General features: G+C 42.2%; 15 protein-coding genes. 12 read left to right on the top strand and 3 right to left on the bottom strand.

Going from position 1 to position 17,662, the window contains the following annotated elements; translation table 11 throughout:
• The first annotated feature begins 12 nt into the window (after positions 1-12).
• The 12 genes from CGC50_RS05820 (at position 13) to CGC50_RS05765 (ending at position 14,385) form a co-directional block, all read left to right on the top strand.
• Positions 13-1,080 (top strand): diphosphomevalonate/mevalonate 3,5-bisphosphate decarboxylase family protein, encoded by a 1,068-nt coding sequence (locus tag CGC50_RS05820; protein ID WP_095910065.1) that lies wholly within the window; start codon positions 13-15, stop codon positions 1,078-1,080.
• 252 nt (positions 1,081-1,332) lie between these two features.
• Positions 1,333-1,752: a hypothetical protein gene (locus tag CGC50_RS05815; protein ID WP_157909423.1), complete on the top strand. Its 420-nt coding sequence runs from the start codon at positions 1,333-1,335 to the stop codon at positions 1,750-1,752.
• A 10-nt stretch (positions 1,753-1,762) separates the two neighbouring features.
• Positions 1,763-2,287, top strand: a complete 525-nt coding sequence (locus CGC50_RS05810) for a DUF4948 family protein (RefSeq protein ID WP_198541644.1) — start codon at positions 1,763-1,765, stop codon at positions 2,285-2,287.
• 491 nt (positions 2,288-2,778) lie between these two features.
• Positions 2,779-3,525: a hypothetical protein gene (locus CGC50_RS05805; protein ID WP_095911297.1), complete on the top strand. Its 747-nt coding sequence runs from the start codon at positions 2,779-2,781 to the stop codon at positions 3,523-3,525.
• A 194-nt stretch (positions 3,526-3,719) separates the two neighbouring features.
• Positions 3,720-5,060, top strand: a complete 1,341-nt coding sequence (locus CGC50_RS05800; RefSeq protein WP_095910062.1) for a c-type cytochrome — start codon at positions 3,720-3,722, stop codon at positions 5,058-5,060.
• A gap of 106 nt (positions 5,061-5,166) precedes the next feature.
• The gene (locus CGC50_RS05795; protein ID WP_095910061.1) at positions 5,167-8,265 is read left to right on the top strand and encodes a TAT-variant-translocated molybdopterin oxidoreductase; all 3,099 of its coding nucleotides are present in this window, start codon (positions 5,167-5,169) and stop codon (positions 8,263-8,265) included.
• Between the two features lie 77 nt (positions 8,266-8,342).
• Entirely contained in the window at positions 8,343-9,743 is a 1,401-nt protein-coding gene (gene nrfD / locus CGC50_RS05790) for an NrfD/PsrC family molybdoenzyme membrane anchor subunit (RefSeq protein WP_002667263.1), read from the top strand.
• A 2-nt stretch (positions 9,744-9,745) separates the two neighbouring features.
• On the top strand, positions 9,746-10,282 hold the full coding sequence (locus CGC50_RS05785) for a DUF3341 domain-containing protein (protein WP_095910060.1): 537 nt from the start codon (positions 9,746-9,748) through the stop codon (positions 10,280-10,282).
• Entirely contained in the window at positions 10,279-10,860 is a 582-nt protein-coding gene (locus CGC50_RS05780; RefSeq protein ID WP_002667576.1) for a c-type cytochrome, read from the top strand. Before CGC50_RS05785 ends, CGC50_RS05780 begins: the two co-directional genes overlap by 4 nt.
• Positions 10,861-10,882: 22 nt before the next feature.
• Positions 10,883-12,121, top strand: coding sequence for a hypothetical protein (locus CGC50_RS05775; protein ID WP_002667445.1), 1,239 nt, complete (start codon positions 10,883-10,885; stop codon positions 12,119-12,121).
• Between the two features lie 196 nt (positions 12,122-12,317).
• Positions 12,318-13,253 (top strand): hypothetical protein, encoded by a 936-nt coding sequence (locus CGC50_RS05770; protein ID WP_095910059.1) that lies wholly within the window; start codon positions 12,318-12,320, stop codon positions 13,251-13,253.
• Positions 13,254-13,497: 244 nt separating this feature from the next.
• The gene (locus tag CGC50_RS05765) at positions 13,498-14,385 is read left to right on the top strand and encodes a hypothetical protein (RefSeq protein WP_095910058.1); all 888 of its coding nucleotides are present in this window, start codon (positions 13,498-13,500) and stop codon (positions 14,383-14,385) included.
• 10 nt (positions 14,386-14,395) lie between these two features.
• Here the strand turns inward: CGC50_RS05765 and CGC50_RS05760 are convergent, their stop codons facing one another.
• The 3 genes from CGC50_RS05760 to CGC50_RS05750 all read right to left on the bottom strand — a co-directional run bounded on the left by CGC50_RS05760 (position 14,396) and on the right by CGC50_RS05750 (position 17,415).
• Positions 14,396-14,932 (bottom strand): 3-oxoacyl-ACP synthase, encoded by a 537-nt coding sequence (locus CGC50_RS05760; protein ID WP_095910057.1) that lies wholly within the window; start codon positions 14,930-14,932, stop codon positions 14,396-14,398.
• A 144-nt stretch (positions 14,933-15,076) separates the two neighbouring features.
• Positions 15,077-15,928: an ATP synthase F1 subunit gamma gene (gene atpG, locus CGC50_RS05755; RefSeq protein ID WP_095910056.1), complete on the bottom strand. Its 852-nt coding sequence runs from the start codon at positions 15,926-15,928 to the stop codon at positions 15,077-15,079.
• A gap of 92 nt (positions 15,929-16,020) precedes the next feature.
• On the bottom strand, positions 16,021-17,415 hold the full coding sequence (locus CGC50_RS05750; RefSeq protein WP_095910055.1) for an SLC13 family permease: 1,395 nt from the start codon (positions 17,413-17,415) through the stop codon (positions 16,021-16,023).
• Between the last annotated feature and the right edge of the window lie 247 nt (positions 17,416-17,662).

Here is a 17,662-nt window from a genome sequence, read left to right as displayed (position 1 = left end):
CATATTAAATAAATGCTTGTAGAAAAATTCATCCCTAAGGCCTATAGTGAGAGGGTAGAGGCCGCAAAGGTGCGTCATCGTGCCTATAGCAATATTGCTTTAGTGAAATATTGGGGAAAAAGAGACGAACAAATCCCTATGAACCCCTCTATTAGCTTCACGCTGTCTCATTCTTATACAGAGACTGTCATAGAGATGACGCCTAGAACGGACTTTACCAGTAGCTTCCAGATTGATTTCTTCTTCGATGAGGAACCTAAGGATAATTTCTTACCCAAGATAGAAACCTTTTTCACCCGTATCCGCAACTATATACCTTTTCTCAGGGATTATTACTTTGTGATCCGTTCGAGCAATTCTTTCCCTCACAGTGCCGGTATAGCCTCTTCAGCCAGTGCTATGGCTGCTTTGGCGGTATGCTTGATGAAAATAGAAAAGCTCTTTGACCCTAAGATGACAGAGCAATTTTTTCATGAAAAAGCCTCTTTCTTAGCCCGTTTGGGATCGGGTAGTGCCTGCCGTAGTACCTACTCAGGGGTAGTGCTCTGGGGGGAACATTCGGCTGTGATGGGTAGCTCCGACCTCTACGGAATCCCTATGGAGGATGTACATGAAGTTTTCAATACCTATCAGGATACCATTCTACTTATTGATAAGGGGCAAAAGCCTGTAAGTAGCACCAAGGGGCATCAGCTCATGATAGGACACCCGTATGCTGAGGCACGTTTTCTACAGGCTCGTGAACATATCGCAGCCCTTAAGAGTATTCTCAAAAAGGGAGACCTCAAGGGCTTTATGGCCTTAGTAGAGAGCGAAGCCCTCGCCCTACACGCTATGATGATGACCTCAGACCCTTACTACCTACTTATGCGCCCTAATACCATTGCTGCCATTGAGAAGATTTGGTATCTACGGGCGAGCACTCAAAAGCCTCTTTGCTTTACCCTTGATGCTGGGGCTAATATACACCTACTCTACCCCAAAGCCTACAAGGCGGACATTATTCCTTTTATAGAAAGAGAACTCAAACCTCTTTGCCAAGACCAAGAGGTTATCTACGATGAAGTGAAGAGTGAGTAGGGGCGAATTGCAATTCGCCCTTGAATAGGGTAGGGTAATTCCCTGCCAGTGTGGGGCTAATAGGGTAACACGCAATTTATGGCGTCTCTACTATGCCAATTAGGTTTCCCCTCATGCCAATTGAGGCTACTTGCTGAATTTGTGCGAGTTTTCGTTATATTGAACTTACATTAACTATTAAAAAGTTCGTAACGGAGAGAAGTGCGTTTTGTTGGCTTATAAAGCCAGAATAAATACACAACAAGGTTTGCTATGAGGATATTATTACTATTTTTGGTAGTTTTTCTCTCTTGTGAGGGAGGAAAAGTGCAATTTGTAGAATCTAAGGCCATAAAGGGGTTAGTTTTAGTAAAAAATCTGTCCCAATCTCCGGATAAGGTAAAAAAGGCAATTATAGAATACATCAAAAATCAAAAAGGAAAAGATTTTATGGAGTTCTATGAATATTCTTCAAGTACCAAAGCTTTTATAGAAAGCAAAAGAGTAGGTGGATATCTTAGAGAATATATACATCATTATCAAGAGCAAAACGGTATAGGTGTTTTTTATATAGGGAAATGTAAGGAAGATACCTCAGAACAAGTTGGTATCATAAGATATTACCAAAAATATGGTAATTTCTATGAACCTGATGCCATTATAGGGGAATGTAGAAATAAAAAAGCCTTTTAATTATAGAACCATGCGGATACAAATCCTATTGTTAATACTTTTTGCTATAAAAAGCTGCAAACCAGCTGTGAAAGACCCTACTGACGAGGAAATGATGCATCATTTTAACAAGCATAAAACTGATTTTGAAATGATTCGGCAAGTCATCGCAGAGGATACAATTTCTGCATTTGATTATCCCCCTATTTTAGTGGAAGGAAAATATAAAAATGTAAAGGATTCTATTTATTTCAATCAATTGAGTATAAGCAAAAAGAGAAAATTGGATTCCTTGCTACAAAATATACAATGTAGTGGAATAACAGTCCTTTCTGATAATGAGACCAGTTTCAATTATTATTCCTATGGAGGAATAGGTTGGGGTGTTGATAAAAATTTTCTTTATACAAAAAAGAATTTCAGCCAAATGAATGATGTAGAAATCTGTCCGCCAGAGGTAGATATGTCCGAAAAGCGCTATGATTCAATGAAAAACTGTTACTTAGTTAAAGAATTAGGTGACAATTGGTACATAGAACTAAACTATGATAGATAAAGGAATAGAAAAGAGTGCCTAAGACGCTGTTCTAAGCGGAGTATAAGAACAATTCGCTGACTTAGCCTTGTTCACTGCTCACCGTTTACTGTTTACCGTTCACTGTTCACTGCTTACCGCTCACTGTTCACTGCTTACTGTTCACTGCTTTTTGTTGGTCTTTTATCAGGTCGCCTGTACTTTTGATAAGGTATATTTCTCTCTCAGATACTTTATATATAATAAAGGCTAGTTTCCTTCTTTCTTTGAGTCTTTACATCACAACTATTGGTTATTTTGCTAAGATGAAAGCGGATATAAAACGCATTGATTTTTTCATAAGTACCATAAGAGTCTGTAAAACAATCATTCCCACACTTAGCAGAATACCATGAATGAAACCTCCCAAAGCACTCACACTTAATACTCCTAACCCCAAAAAAAGAATTTCGTTCTGGTTGCTATTAGAAAAAAAATTCACTAACTTTGTACTCTGTATAAAATCAAACAATATGAGACTAATTATTCTCACACTTCTTTTAGGAAGTTATACTTTAGCATTCACTCAAAATAAGATAAAAGGTGAGTGGTATCTCTATGAACTCTTTGGAAAAAAAACCTCTATGGATATGTATCGTTTAGAAAGGCAAACTAAAGAAAAAAGAGGGTACAAAATAAACTTTATTAAGAATAAGATTTTTATTGCTTCTTCTTTTACCTCATCTGAGGGCGATTGTTCTCCTTCTACTCTTGGGGTCTATGAAAAAATAAATAGACATTATGTATCCTTTCATGTAGATTCTTTCTCTGTTTCTGGAATAAGATGTCAGATGAATTATGAAAAAATAGACGCCGATTTGGGTAAGTTCTATATTCATTTATCATCCAAAGGGGTACTTTACCTAATCAAAAGTACAGGAGATCTCGATTACGATAAGCAATTAGCTCAGGATGCAGAGCAGATTAACGATATTAATTCTATTGCAAAGTATGTTTTCAAGTGTAATGGAGAAAATATCTCTTATAATCCTTCTTTTAAAGAAGAAGTAGCCACTTACGTAGCACAAGTACTCAAGTTGCCGCATTATAGAGTCTGTTTGAAGTTTTCTGTAGGAAGATATACAGGAGATGTAGCCTTAGTTAAGGATTTGGAGACAGGCACTTATTTCTATGTAGTCAAGGACAATGCTGCTCAGGAGGAAGCTACTCAAAAGGAAAACAAATACTTCCACTTCACCTCAGAAGAACTGAAAAAGTGAAAATGAATAGCCACTTTTTACCTCTTCACTTTCATCTTATTTAGACTTTTTACAAATTACAAGAAAAAGGCATTGCCCTCTTTTAAATTTCATTAAGAATTTATATTTTTGCACCGTGATATATATAGGGGGAGTTCCCTTAGTTATCATACATAAAAAATCGATAGTTTTTGTTTTTTTAATAGCTTTTTTATATGAAAAAGAGTAAGAACCATAAGGGAAGTAAGTTGCAGAAGTTCTGGCTTTTAGCAGCATTTCTCCCTATTTACTTATTTGGACAAGACGCCTCGGGGGATGCAGCTAAGGGGAAGGACTTGTTCAAAGCCAACTGTGCGGCTTGTCATAAGTTAGATGGCAAGCTCGTAGGGCCTCCACTGGGAGGTATTACCGAAAGGAAGTCCGCTGAGTGGCTACACAAGTGGATCAAAAATAGCAAAGCCCTTATCGATGCAGGTGATAAGGATGCTATAGCTATCTTCGAAGAGTACAACAAAGTACCTATGCTTGCCTATGACGGTATCCTCTCCGATGGGGATATTGACAATGTATTGGCCTATATCGCTGATCCTTCTAAAGCAGAAGCTGCTGCCCCTGCTACCCCTCCTGCAACAGATACTCCAGCTACTGCTACCTCAGATACAGCTACTGCAGCTACCGACACTCCTGCTGTAGCTCCTACAGCGCCCAAAGGCAAAGGATCTCTTGCTTTGGTATTGGGAATCGCCTCTGCAGCACTTTTACTTATCTTCTTGGCTATTGTCTTCAAGACCAATCGCGAAATCAAGAAGTTAGCCAAAGAAAACAACCAAGAAGAATACCTCAAACAAAGTAAATACTATCCTTTGTGGAATGTCTTTGTAAAGAATAAAATTATTACCGTTGTGGTAGGACTTCTCTTGTTCTTTACCTCTACTTACTTTGCCTATGGCTATCTTATGCAAGTGGGTGTAGACCAAGGATATCAGCCAATACAGGAGATTCACTACTCTCACAAAATCCATGCTGGGGACAACCAGATAGATTGTAAGTTCTGTCACTCAGCAGCACGTACTTCCAAGACTGCAGGTATCCCTTCCCTGAACGTATGTATGAACTGTCATAAGACTATCGATGAGTATACCGGACCTGTAACCGCTCAGTATACCAAAGAGTTCTACGATGGGGAAATCCAAAAACTATACCAAGCAGTGGGTTGGGATCCTGAAAATATGGCCTATACAGGAGTACAAAAACCTGTAAAATGGACACGTATCCACAACCTTCCTGACCATGTGTACTTCAATCACTCTCAGCACGTTACTGTAGCAGGAGTGGCTTGCCAACAGTGCCATGGCGACGTACAAACTATGGAAGTGGTTGAGCAACATGCACCCCTTACCATGGGATGGTGTATCAACTGCCACCGCACTACCGAAGTGAATGATGCCAATCCGTATTATGAAAAAATACATGAACAATTGGCTGCGAAAAGAGGTAAAGGAAAACTTACTATCGCCGAGCTCGGTGGTTTAGAGTGTGGTAAGTGCCACTACTAATAATGATTAATGTTCAATGATTAATGATTAATGAAAAGTAACCAGTGATAAAGAAAGAGTCATAAAGTCATTGACAATTAACAATTAACAATTAACAATTAAGAACATGTCATCAGAAAAAAAATATTGGAGAAGTGTAGAGGAGTTGGATACAAACAACCCCGTGATAGAGCAGATTCATCAAAATGAGTTTGTTGATAAGCTCCCTACCTTATATTCAGGCGAACATGAATTCTTGGGCAACCAAGAAGCGATGGAGGAGAGCTCCACCACACGCCGTGACTTCCTTAAGTATGTAGGTTTCACTACTGCTGCGGCTGCCTTAGCTGCGTGCGAAGGACCTGTACACAAGGCTATCCCTTACGTAGTACTCCCTGAGCAGATACGCCCAGGTATCCCTGACTACTATGCCACTACTATGGCCGATGGGTTTGACTTTGCTTCTGTCCTTGTCAAAACCCGTGAAGGACGCCCTATCCGTGTGGAGAACAACCGCGAAGCCTCTTTCCGTGGCTGTGGTAATGCCCGTGTACAGGCTTCTGTACTCTCTATGTATGATAGCCTACGTGCCAAAAATCCTCAGAAAGGGTCTGAAAATATCACTTGGGATACACTTGATACAGCCGTAGTGAAGGCGCTCAATGACGCACAAGCACAAGGAAAACAGATTGTTGTCCTTACAGGTACTCTCGCCAGCCCTTCTACAGAGAACCTTATCAAAGAATTTACTGAAAAATATCCTAATACTAAGCATGTAATCTACGATGCTGTTTCAGAAGAAGCTGCTGTACTTGCTTTCGAAAAGAAATATAGCGAGCGTGCCTTACCAGACTATGATTTCTCCAAAGCGAAAGTAATTGTTTCCTTCGGAGCAGACTTCATCGCTGACTGGCAAGGAGGCTACGAAGAGGAATATGCCAAAGGACGTATCCCTACCAAAACCGGTAAGATGTCCAAGCATTACCAATTCGAAAGCAACATGTCTCTCTCTGGTGCCAATGCCGATGTACGTGTAGCGCTAAAACCTTCTGAGCTTAAGATTGCCTTGGCCAAATTCTACGGATACCTCTGTGGTAAGAGCGTAGGAGGAAGCCTTCCTGAGCGTGCAGAAGCAGCCCTCAAGAAAGCCGCTGAGCAAGCTATGAAAGCAGGCGGACAAGCGGTAGTGGTTACAGGTATTCAGGATGTCAATGCACAAAGCCTTGCACTGGAAATTAACGAGGAAGTACTTCACAGCCAAGTGCTTAACTATGATAATCCTGTATATATCCGCCAAGGAAATAGCGCAGCCCTAAAGCAGCTCTTGACAGATATGAATGCTGGTAAGGTAGGGGTACTGATCACTTCGAATGTGAATCCTCTCTACACCCTTCCTGCTGCCGATGCTATGGCTTTTGAGTCTGGCCTATCGAAGGTAGGTACTTCTGTGGCTTTCACACTCCGTGCAGATGAGACAGCGCTGAAAACTACTTACTTGGCTGCGGCTCCTCACTATTTGGAGTCTTGGGGAGATGTACGTATGCGTGCAGACTATTACTCCCTCATGCAACCTACCATCCGTCCTCTCTTTGATACCCGCCAATTGCAAGAGGCGCTTCTCAAATGGGCTGGTAAGGATGCCAATTACTACGAATATATCAAAGCTTTCTGGAAAGCCAATATCCTCGCCGAGGGATATGCTTGGGAAAAAGCGCAACATGATGGATTCTATCACTCTTCCAAAGAGCGTGTATTAGCAGAAAAATCCTTTGTGCAAGATGTAGCCCCTATGCTCACTGCACTTACAGCTGCCCCTGCCCAAGGATTTGAGCTTACCCTATATACCAAAACCGGTCTCGGGGATGGACAACAAGCCAACAACCCTTGGCTACAAGAACTCCCTGACCCAATCACCCGTGTGAGCTGGGATAACTACCTAACCATGTCCGCTGCCGATGCTAAAGAGCTCGGTATCAAGAACTGGCACGTAGCCAATGGCGGTCTCGATGGGGACTATGCCGAGATACAAGTAGGCGATGTGAAGCTCAAAGTACCAGTACTTATCCAACCAGGACAGGCAAAAGGTTCGGTAGGACTTGCTTTCGGTTACGGAAGAAAGGCCGGCATGAAGAAAGAAATGCAAGTAGGGGTCAATGCGTATGCACTCTACAACAACCTTAACCCAGTACAACCCGTAGCCTCTATCAAAAAAGCAGAGGGTACTCACGAATATGCTTGCGTACAGCTCCACAATACTCTTATGGGACGTGGAGATATCGTCAAGGAAACCACTTTAGAGGAATTCCTTACCAAGGATGTCCACCAGTGGAACAAAAAACCAGAAGTATCCCTTGATCACAAGGAGGTAAAAGCTACTTCTGTGACCCTATGGAAAGAGTTTGACAACTCTACAGGGCATTTCTTCAACCTTTCTATCGACCTAAATGCTTGTACCGGTTGTGGGGCTTGTGTGATTGCCTGTCATGCTGAGAACAACGTGCCTGTAGTAGGTAAGAGTGAGGTAAGGCGTTCACGCGATATGCACTGGTTGCGTATCGACCGCTACTACTCCTCAGAAGAGTCCTTCGAGGGTGATATGCAGAAAGTAGAAGGTATAGAAGGGCTAAGTGCTTCACTCTCTACCTTCGGAGAAATGGAAACCCCTTCTGATAATCCACAAGTGGTCTTTCAGCCAGTAATGTGCCAGCAGTGTAACAATGCCCCTTGTGAGACTGTTTGTCCAGTAGGAGCTACCTCTCACGGATTGCAAGGACAAAACCACATGGCTTACAACCGTTGCGTAGGTACTCGCTATTGTGCTAATAACTGTCCTTACAAAGTACGTCGATTCAACTGGTTCTTATACAGCAATAACAATGAGTTCGACTACCATATGAACGATGATTATGGTAAGATGGTACTCAACCCAGATGTAGTGGTACGCTCTCGTGGGGTGATGGAAAAATGTTCTTTCTGTATCCAAGAGACCCAAGCGGTAATCCTACGTGCTAAGCGTGAAAACCGCCAGGTGAAGGTAGGAGAGTTCAACGACGCTTGCGCTTGTGCATCAGCCTGTGGTACTGGAGCGATGACCTTCGGAGATATGAACAACCCAGAGGATCCTATCGTAACCCTAAGCAAGGACGAGCGTATGTATCACCTACTCGAACATATCGGTACACGTCCTAACGTATTCTATCAAGTAAAAGTAAGAAACAACGATTAATATAGTTAATAATTTTGAGTTTTGAGTGCTTAGTTAGTAGCTCAAAACTCAAAACCCGAAACTCAAAACTAAAAAATATGGCATCGCATTACGAAGCACCTATACGCAATCCACTAATAGTAGGCGACAAGACCTACCACGATGTTACTGTGGATGTAGCGCGCCCTGTCGAAGGGAAAGCCAATCGCCTTTGGTGGATAGTATTCTCAATAGCCCTTACTGCTTTCTTGTGGGGATTGGGCTGTATCGTCTATACCGTATCTACGGGGATAGGCGTATGGGGATTGAATAAGACCGTAGGTTGGGCTTGGGACATCACCAACTTTGTATGGTGGGTAGGTATCGGTCACGCTGGTACCCTAATCTCCGCCGTATTGTTACTCTTCCGTCAGAAATGGAGAATGGCCATCAACCGCTCTGCCGAAGCGATGACTATCTTCTCGGTAGTACAGGCGGGTCTCTTTCCTATTATTCACATGGGGCGTCCTTGGCTGGCCTACTGGACAGTTCCTATACCTAACCAATTTGGTTCCTTGTGGGTGAACTTTAACTCCCCTCTACTATGGGACGTGTTCGCGATTTCCACTTACCTCTCTGTATCCTTAGTGTTCTGGTGGACAGGGCTTTTGCCTGACTTCGCCATGCTACGCGATAGAGCTGTAAAACCATTCCAAAAGAAAATCTATAGCTTAGTGAGCTTCGGATGGAGTGGTCGCGCTAAGGACTGGCAACGCTTTGAGGAAGTATCCTTGGTATTGGCAGGATTGGCTACCCCTTTGGTACTTTCTGTACACACCATCGTATCCTTTGACTTTGCTACCTCTGTAATCCCTGGTTGGCATACCACCATCTTCCCGCCTTACTTCGTGGCAGGGGCGATCTTCTCGGGATTCTCCATGGTAAATACCTTGCTTATCATCATGCGTAAGGTCTGCAACCTTGAGAGCTATATCACCCTACAACACATCGAGCTGATGAACCTTGTGGTAATGATCACAGGATCCATCGTAGGTTGTGCCTATATCACTGAGCTCTTCGTGGCTTGGTACTCTGGAGTAGAGTATGAGCAATATGCCTTCCTTAACCGTGCTACAGGACCTTACTGGTGGGCTTACTGGATGATGATGACCTGCAACGTATTCTCACCTCAGTTCATGTGGATTAAGAAGTTACGCCGTAGTATCCTCTTCTCCTTCTGTATCTCTATCGTAGTAAATATAGGGATGTGGTTCGAGCGCTTTGTGATCATCGTAACCTCTTTGCACCGCGATTACCTACCTTCCTCTTGGACGATGTTTTCTCCTACCCTTATCGATATAGGGATCTATACAGGAACTATCGGATTCTTCTTTGTGCTCTTCCTCTTGTACGCACGTACTTTCCCAGTGATAGCACAAGCTGAGGTGAAATCCATCCTCAAATCCTCCGGAGAGAAATATAAAAAATTAAGAGACGCTAACCCTAATAATTCCCATTAGTTATGAGTAAGAAAGTAGTACATGCAATCTATAACGACGACGACGTGCTGATGGACGCCGTCAAGAAAGTGCGCGCAGCCAACCTCAAGATCGAGGAGGTATATACACCTTTCCCTGTACATGGGCTTGACAAGGTCTTGGGACTCAAGCACACACGCCTTGCCATCGCTTCTTTCATCTATGGGTGTATAGGGCTTACTGTGGCTACCCTGATGATGAAATATATCATGATCGATGACTGGCCACGTAACATTGGGGGAAAACCTAACTTTACGTATATCACGAACTTACCTGCTTTCGTGCCTATCATGTTCGAAATGACAGTATTCTTCGCTGCCCACCTTATGGTAATCTCTTTCTACATGCGTAGTAAGCTATATCCCTATAAGAAGGCTGAGAATCCAGATCCTCGTACCACCGATGACCATTTCCTTATGGAAGTAGCCAGTGATGGCAACGAGCAAGAAGTGGTGAGATTCTTAGAATCCACCGGAGCAGTAGAGGTAAAATTAGCAGACAAAAAAGCAATTCAGATATGAAAAAAAGATATATACTCTCTTTATTGATAGCAAGTTGTGCCCTTACCTCTTGCTTCCATAAGGACAAGCCTAACTATCAGTACATGGCCGATACGGACATGTATTTCCCTGTGGGCTACGAGACCTATCAGGAAGCCCCCCAAGGGAACCAAGCCCTCAAGAATGGCATGGAGGCACAGCTTCCACCAGAGCACACTATTAAGCGTGGGTGGATGCCTTTTCTCTACCCTAATACAAACGAAGGGTATGAGCAGGCTAAGGCCAACCTAAAGAACCCACTACTGGCCGATAGCTTAGCCCTGAAGGATCACCTAAAGGAAGGAGCGGCTCTATACAACATCTATTGTATGGTGTGTCATGGTGCTGAAGGGGACGGACAGGGAATCTTGGTACAGCGTGACAAATACTTAGGGGTGCCTAACTATAAGGATAGGGAGATTACCCAAGGAAGTATCTATTACGTTATCTATCACGGACGCAATGCCATGGGCTCATACGCTTCTCAGATCACTGAGAAAGAGCGCTGGCAGGTAGCCCTCTATGTGGAGCAACTCCGTAACAAACTCTTAAACAAATAACCCACTTAAGATAAGAAGAATTATGTATTCGTTTTCAGGAAAAATCAAATTAGTAGCCATCATCAGTATGGTAGTGGGGCTTTTAGGCATAGGGTATAGCTTTATCGCTACCCCCAGTACAGTGGAGGCTTTGGGCGCTCATGCCAGCCATGATCCCGCTCACGCTGAGCATGTGCTACACTTATTACAGAATAAGCCTTGGGCAGCCCTCTACGTAGCGGCCTTGTTCTTTATGCTTATCTCCTTAGGGGTGTTGGCATTTTACGCCATTAACCGAGCTGCTCAGGCAGGTTGGGCTCCAATTCTCTTTAGAGTGATGGAGGGTATCACAGGCTATTTGCCTATAGGAGCACTTATTTTCTTCCTCCTATTGGTATTCTCAGGCCTACACTTCAATCACCTTTTTATCTGGATGGATCCTGCGGTAGTGGCGCATGATAAGGTAATTCAGGGCAAGACAGGCTACCTGAATGTGCCTTTCTTCTTGGTGCGTGCTGCCGTATATATGCTTGGCTGGATTGCTTATCGCCAGATTACTCGCAAGCTCTCCAAAGCACAGGATCAGGCACATGATAATCGTCCATTCGTCAAGGCTTTCAAATGGTCAGCAGGCTTCTTGGTATTCTTCCTCGTGAGTGAGTCCATGATGTCTTGGGACTGGGTGATGAGTGTGGATCCTCACTGGTTCAGTACCCTATTCGGTTGGTACGTATTTGGTAGCTTGATTGCTTCAGCTATTGCAGCTATTATCTTAGTTACTGTAACCCTCAAAAGCCAAGGCTACTTAGAGCATGTCAATGACAGTCACTTGCACGATTTGGCCAAATACCTCTTCGGGTTCTCTATCTTCTGGACTTATCTTTGGTTCTCCCAATACCTCTTGTATTGGTACTCCAATATCCCAGAGGAAGTAACCTACTTCGTAACCCGCTTAGAGCACTATGAGCCTATCGTACTGAGCATGCTTGCTATCAACTTCCTTTTGCCACTGCTTATCTTGGTGGATTCCGATATCAAGCGCAAACCTTGGGTAGTAGGAACCATGGCAGTAGTTATCCTAGTAGGACACTATTTGGATTTCTTCAATATGATCATGCCTGCTACAGTAGGGGATCAGTGGTGCATAGGAGCAGGTGAAATAGGTAGTGTATTGTTCTTTTTTGGACTCTTTACCTTTGTTACCTTCCGCACCCTTACCAAGGCTCCTTTAGTGGAGAAAAATCACCCTCTTATGCATGAGAGTGAACATTTTCACTATTAGTATATAGAAATTTATTTGGTTTTATTACTGATATGGAGGCTATCCGAAAAGGGTAGCCTCTTTTTTGTTAAGAAAGGAGTGTTTTTTACCGTTCGTGCACGATTTTGTACATTTCATGAAAAATTTCTTGCTTTAAGAGTATGGTTGCCGAATAAAATAAGTACCTTTGCGCCCATAAATAATAAAAGTAAATACCATGAAAAAAATGTTTATTCTAGCCAGTTTAGCTCTTGTAGGAATGGCTTGTAGTAAAAATGACGACAACGTGGGTGTCTACAATGGAGGAGGAAACAAAGTAATAAGCAACAGCACGATAAGTGGCGACCCTTTCATCACAGAGGAGCCTGCAGTATTCCCAACTCAGAAAGAAGGAACTGACCAAGAATATGACCTCACTACTTATACCGTAGAAAACAACAAAGTAAAGAGTGTGGTTATAGATAATTACGTAAATGGTCAAAAGGTAAATAACGAGACCATTACTACTAATGTTACTTATAATGCCAAAGGACTTCCCTCCAAATTAGAGCAAACGCAAGATACTGAAACTCGTACAATAGAGTACATCTACAATGCGAAAAATCAGATCGAAGAGATCAAAGCTACTCATAATAATATAACAACAAGATATGTACATGAGTACGACGCTCAGGGAAGACTCTCTAAAATGACTTTCTCTGCTACAAATGAACAGCCTTATACGATTACTTACGAATATCCTACTGCAAATACTGTAGTGGAAAAAAATAGTACGAATACGAATGAATCTTTGACCTATACTTTTGAAAATGGAAATCTTACTAAAAAGGTTCTGGAAAGATTCTACCAAGGAAAAGTCATAGGTAGTGCCGTAGAGGAATACAAATATGACACTACTATAAAAAATCCTGATGCCTCTTTAGAGCTGAAATTAGTAGACCTTAATTATTATCTTGAGGAAGATCGCTATTCTCCAGAAAGAAGCAAAAATGTAGTTACTGAAATCACTAAATCAGGAACCGATGGTCAGTATGAACTCCCTAAAAGAATATCTGCTACATATACCTACGAGAAAAATGATAAAGGGTATCCTACTAAGAAAACAGAAACAAAAGCCGGAAATACTCCTAAGGTTACCACTTATACCTACTAAGAGATAACTTTTATCTACATTAATCAATAACTTATAGTCCTCTGTGATGGATTCCTCCATGTACAGAGGATTTTTTTATTACTATAAGAGGATTTTCTTAAGGAGAACCTATTTTTGTTAAAAAAGCACTTTTTTTACCGTTCGTGCACCATTTTCTACAATTCGTGCGTAGTTTTTTATACTTTTGTTGTAGCTATCGAAAAAATAAATATCTTTGCCATGTAATTTTAAAAGTAAAAATATCATGAAAAAAATGTTTATCCTAGCAAGTATAGCTCTTGTGGGAGCGGCTTGCAGTAAAAGTGATGACAATGGGGGAGGAAATAATGGAGGGGGTAACCCTGTAACTCCTTCAGAAGTACCTGCAGTATATCCTACTGAAAAAAGAGGAGATGACCAAAACTACAGCCAAACTACCTATACCCTAGAGAACAACAAGGTAAAAACGGTTGTTAGAGAACGTTACCAAAATGGGGTAAAAGATGCTACTGCTACTAGAACTACTAATGTTACTTACACGGACAAGAAATATCCTACAGTAGTAGAAGAAACCTATAATGGAAGTTTTACTAATAAAACAGAATATACTTACAATGAGAAAAACCAAATCACTGAGATGAAGAATACCAGAGAAGGTTCTACTCAGGTAGTAAAATTTGAATACAATGCCGAAGGTAAGGTCTCTAAAGCTATTCACCCGACCTATCAAGTCACCTATGAGTATCCTAATGCGACTACAGTGGTAGAAAAGAACAGCTCTACTCCTAATAGCACCAATACTTATACCATAGTGAATGGAAATGTGACCAAATTTTTACAAGAAAGTAAGGATGACCTAGGTACTGTAAGATTCACTAATACCCAAGAATACGAATATAATACTGCTGTAAAGAATCCTGATGCTTCTTTTGAGCGTAGAATACTTGATCCTAGCTATTTCTACAACTACAGTCCTTATGATGCAGATCATAGCTACAATATGTATACTAAGAGAACAGATTCCTATAATGACAATGGTCACACAAATTCTAGAACTTATACGTATACCTATGAGACTAATGACAAAGGCTATCCTACCAAGAAAACAGAAATATTTGAAGGAGGAAATACGGTTACCACTTATACCTACTAAGAGAATACTTTTATCCTAATACGTTAATTAATAACTTATAGTCCTCCGCCATGAGTTCTACCCATGCGCAGAGGACTTTTTTTGCGATGCCCTTTTGAAGGAGGTAGTGGCTATAGGAATCAAAAAAATCCTCGGGATATTGGTCAAATACGAAGAAAGAGTTTTCCGTCTTTAGGTTGTGGCGGATAGCGACTTCTCCCAAGCAGATATTAGGTAGGGTATATACAAATATTGCAGGAGAGGGATAGTAGTTCTTAGGGTCTTCTATAGAGGCTTGGTGTCTCAGATCGGTGTCCAAGCTGGCGGAGTGGTTGGCAAAGAGCAGCGCCATATCCTCTTTTTCCTCAGAGGGTAGGGTAGGGAGGAGGTACTCCATTCCCAAGAAAGCGAGCTTGCTTAGGGCGTCCATCTTGAAGAACTTGGGATAGTCAATCCCTAAGTGCTTATAGGCGCCCTTGGCAAAGGTGACAAAATCACCTCCCAACATCTCAAAAGCAAAGGAACCATTCACAATAATGGCTCCTTGGTATATTTTACAAATGTACAACTTTTAATAATGATTAATGTTCAACGTTCAATGATTAATGAATAATGTTCAACGTTCAATGGTTAATGATCAATGATTAAAGATTATTCTTCTGCTCACTGTTCACTGACTTCTGTTCACTGTTCACTGACCTCTGTTCACTGCCTACCCGTTAAGGGCGTTGGCACCAGAAACGATTTCGAGGATTTCGTTGGTGATAGCTGTTTGTCGGGCTTTGTTGTAAGTGAGGGTGAGCTCATCGCGCAGTGCGGTAGCGTTGTCCGTAGCCTTGTGCATAGCCGTCATACGAGCCCCATGCTCAGCAGCTAAGGAATCACGCAATACTTTGTAAATCTGTAACTTGAGACTCTTAGGAATCAGCCCCTGAACAATCTCTTGGGCAGAAGGCTCATAGAGGTATTCACTTTGAGCCGCTTCTTCTTGTTCTGAGATTTGCAAAGGAAGGAACACTTCCTCGGTAAGGATCTGGGTAGCTACATTCTTGAAGCTATTGTATACTAATAGGATACGATCATACTTGCCTGATAGGTAGGCATCGATAAGTTCCTGAGCTAAAGAGGCTGTTTTTTGGAAATCCATGTGGTCATAGAATCCTTCGCAATAGCGGCTTACCTTATCTGTCTTCTTGAGGATGTCGTTTCCTTTTTTTCCGATAGTGAGCACCTCTACTTCTTTTCCTTGGTATTTTTGTAGGAGAGAAAGAGTATGCTTAACCACAGCAGAGTTGAACGCTCCACAGAGACCTCTGTCAGAGGTAATAGCCACTATAAGAATACGCTTTTCTTCGGCTCTTTCGAGGAATGGATTCTCATTGCCCAAAGCATCTTTAAGTGATTGAAGCAAGGTGCCCAAAGTATTGGCATAGGGCTTCATCGCGGTGATGACCTCTTGTGCTTTCTTGCTCTTAGCAGCAGATACCATCTTCATCGCGCTGGTAATCTGCATAGTGGAGTTGATCGAAGATATTCTGTTTCGGATCTCTTTAAGGTTAGCCATAGCTTTCTTTTAATTCATTTTTTGCGTGCGCAAAGATACAAAAATAATTGTCAATTTTCAATGATTAGTGATTAATTTTTTATCACCTCTGCTTACTTATTCCAAAAATAGTATCCTACTACGGAGATAAAGAGGATGCTAATAATATTAAGCCAGAAACCAGCCTTGAGCATGACGCGCTGTGGGAGCAATCCCGTACCAAAGGCAATGGCATTAGGTGGAGTAGCCACAGGGAGCATAAAGGCACAAGAAGCCCCTATCCCGATGATCATGGCCAAGCCCGTAGGATTTACCCCTAACTGCTCGGCGATGGAAATAAATATAGGTACCAGAAGCGCCGCAGAGGCAGTGTTGGAGGTGAACTCGGTGAGAAATACGATGAAAGTTGATACTAACAATCCTATTATGAAATAGTTCTGCGAACGTATCAGCTCCACGATGGAATCCACCATCGCCTTGCTGGCTCCGGAGGAGGTGAGCACCGCGCTTAGGGTAAGTCCGCCCCCGAAGAGCATCAGTACTCCCCAGTCGGTATTCTCTTGGATTTGTTTCCAGCTTACCACGTTGAACACGCAGACCAAGATAGCCGCAGTCATGGCGATTACACTATCGAAATCGGCTATTTTCTCCAAGCCAAACAAGCCTGCGAGAACTGGGTTGATCTGAGTGGAGAACACCCAGAAGAGTGCCGTAAGGACGAATATAACAATCGCTGCCCACTGTTTTTTTCCTAAGGTTGTTGCTACCTGATGTGTCTGTTCTCCTTTGGGAGAGATAATAGCGTCCTTGAGATTGGGGCGGAAGAAGATGTAAAGAAAGATAATAGTCAGAGGCAGAAGTCCTGCCACAATAGGCATTCCGTACCATAGCCACTCTTGGAAAGTGATATGAAGGTTTGAGGAGACGATGGCATTCGGTGGACTACCTACCAAGGTACCCATCCCTCCTATACTGGAAGAATAGGTAATCCCCAGAATAACAAACCAATACGCTTTTTTGTTTTCCTCATAAGGCAACCCCTTAAGCAAGCCCACACCCAAGGGAATCATCATAGCCGCAGTAGCGGTATTGCTAATACCCATGGAGAGCAAGGCTGTAACAAGGAAAAGTAGCAATATGGCTACTAAAAGGTTACCCCGTGCTAAGGATAGCACTTTATGAGCTATATATCTGTCCAATCCATTGACACTCAGTGAGGTCGCCAAGGCAAATCCTCCAAAGAAGAGAAAGATGGTCGGATTGGCAAAGTGTTGCAAAGCAGGCTTGGTTTCTACCAGTCCTAAGAAAATGGAGAGGATAGGTACTGCCAGCGCCGTGATGGTGATAGGAATCACCTCGGTAAGCCAAAGAATAGCCACTAATATCAAGAGAGCTATCCCTCTATTTGTCTGAGCTTCATAGGGAAGCCACAGGAGCATAGAGCCAGAGAAAAGTGTAGCTAAGAGCAGGATAATAACTCTCTTAGCGGAAATAAATTCGGTCTTCATAATCTAAAAAGTATTGTAAAATAACAGTTCTTTTTTTTGCGTAGTATGTCTGACAAAATTACTTCTTTTTTTTAAATAATCAAAATATTTTTTTCAATCGAAAGAAAATATTTTTTAATATATTGATAATCAGTAAGCAGTGAACAGTAAGCAGTGAACAGTGAGCAGTGAACAGTGAGCAGGGGTCAGTGAACAAGGGTCAGTGAGCAGTGAGCAGTAATCAGTGAGCAGTAATCAGTGAACAGGG

Source organism: Capnocytophaga gingivalis, assembly GCF_002302415.1.
GTDB classification, from domain to species: domain Bacteria; phylum Bacteroidota; class Bacteroidia; order Flavobacteriales; family Flavobacteriaceae; genus Capnocytophaga; species Capnocytophaga gingivalis.
The sequence above is the reverse complement of the archived record's forward strand: the minus strand, read 5'-3'. Positions and strand labels throughout refer to the sequence as shown.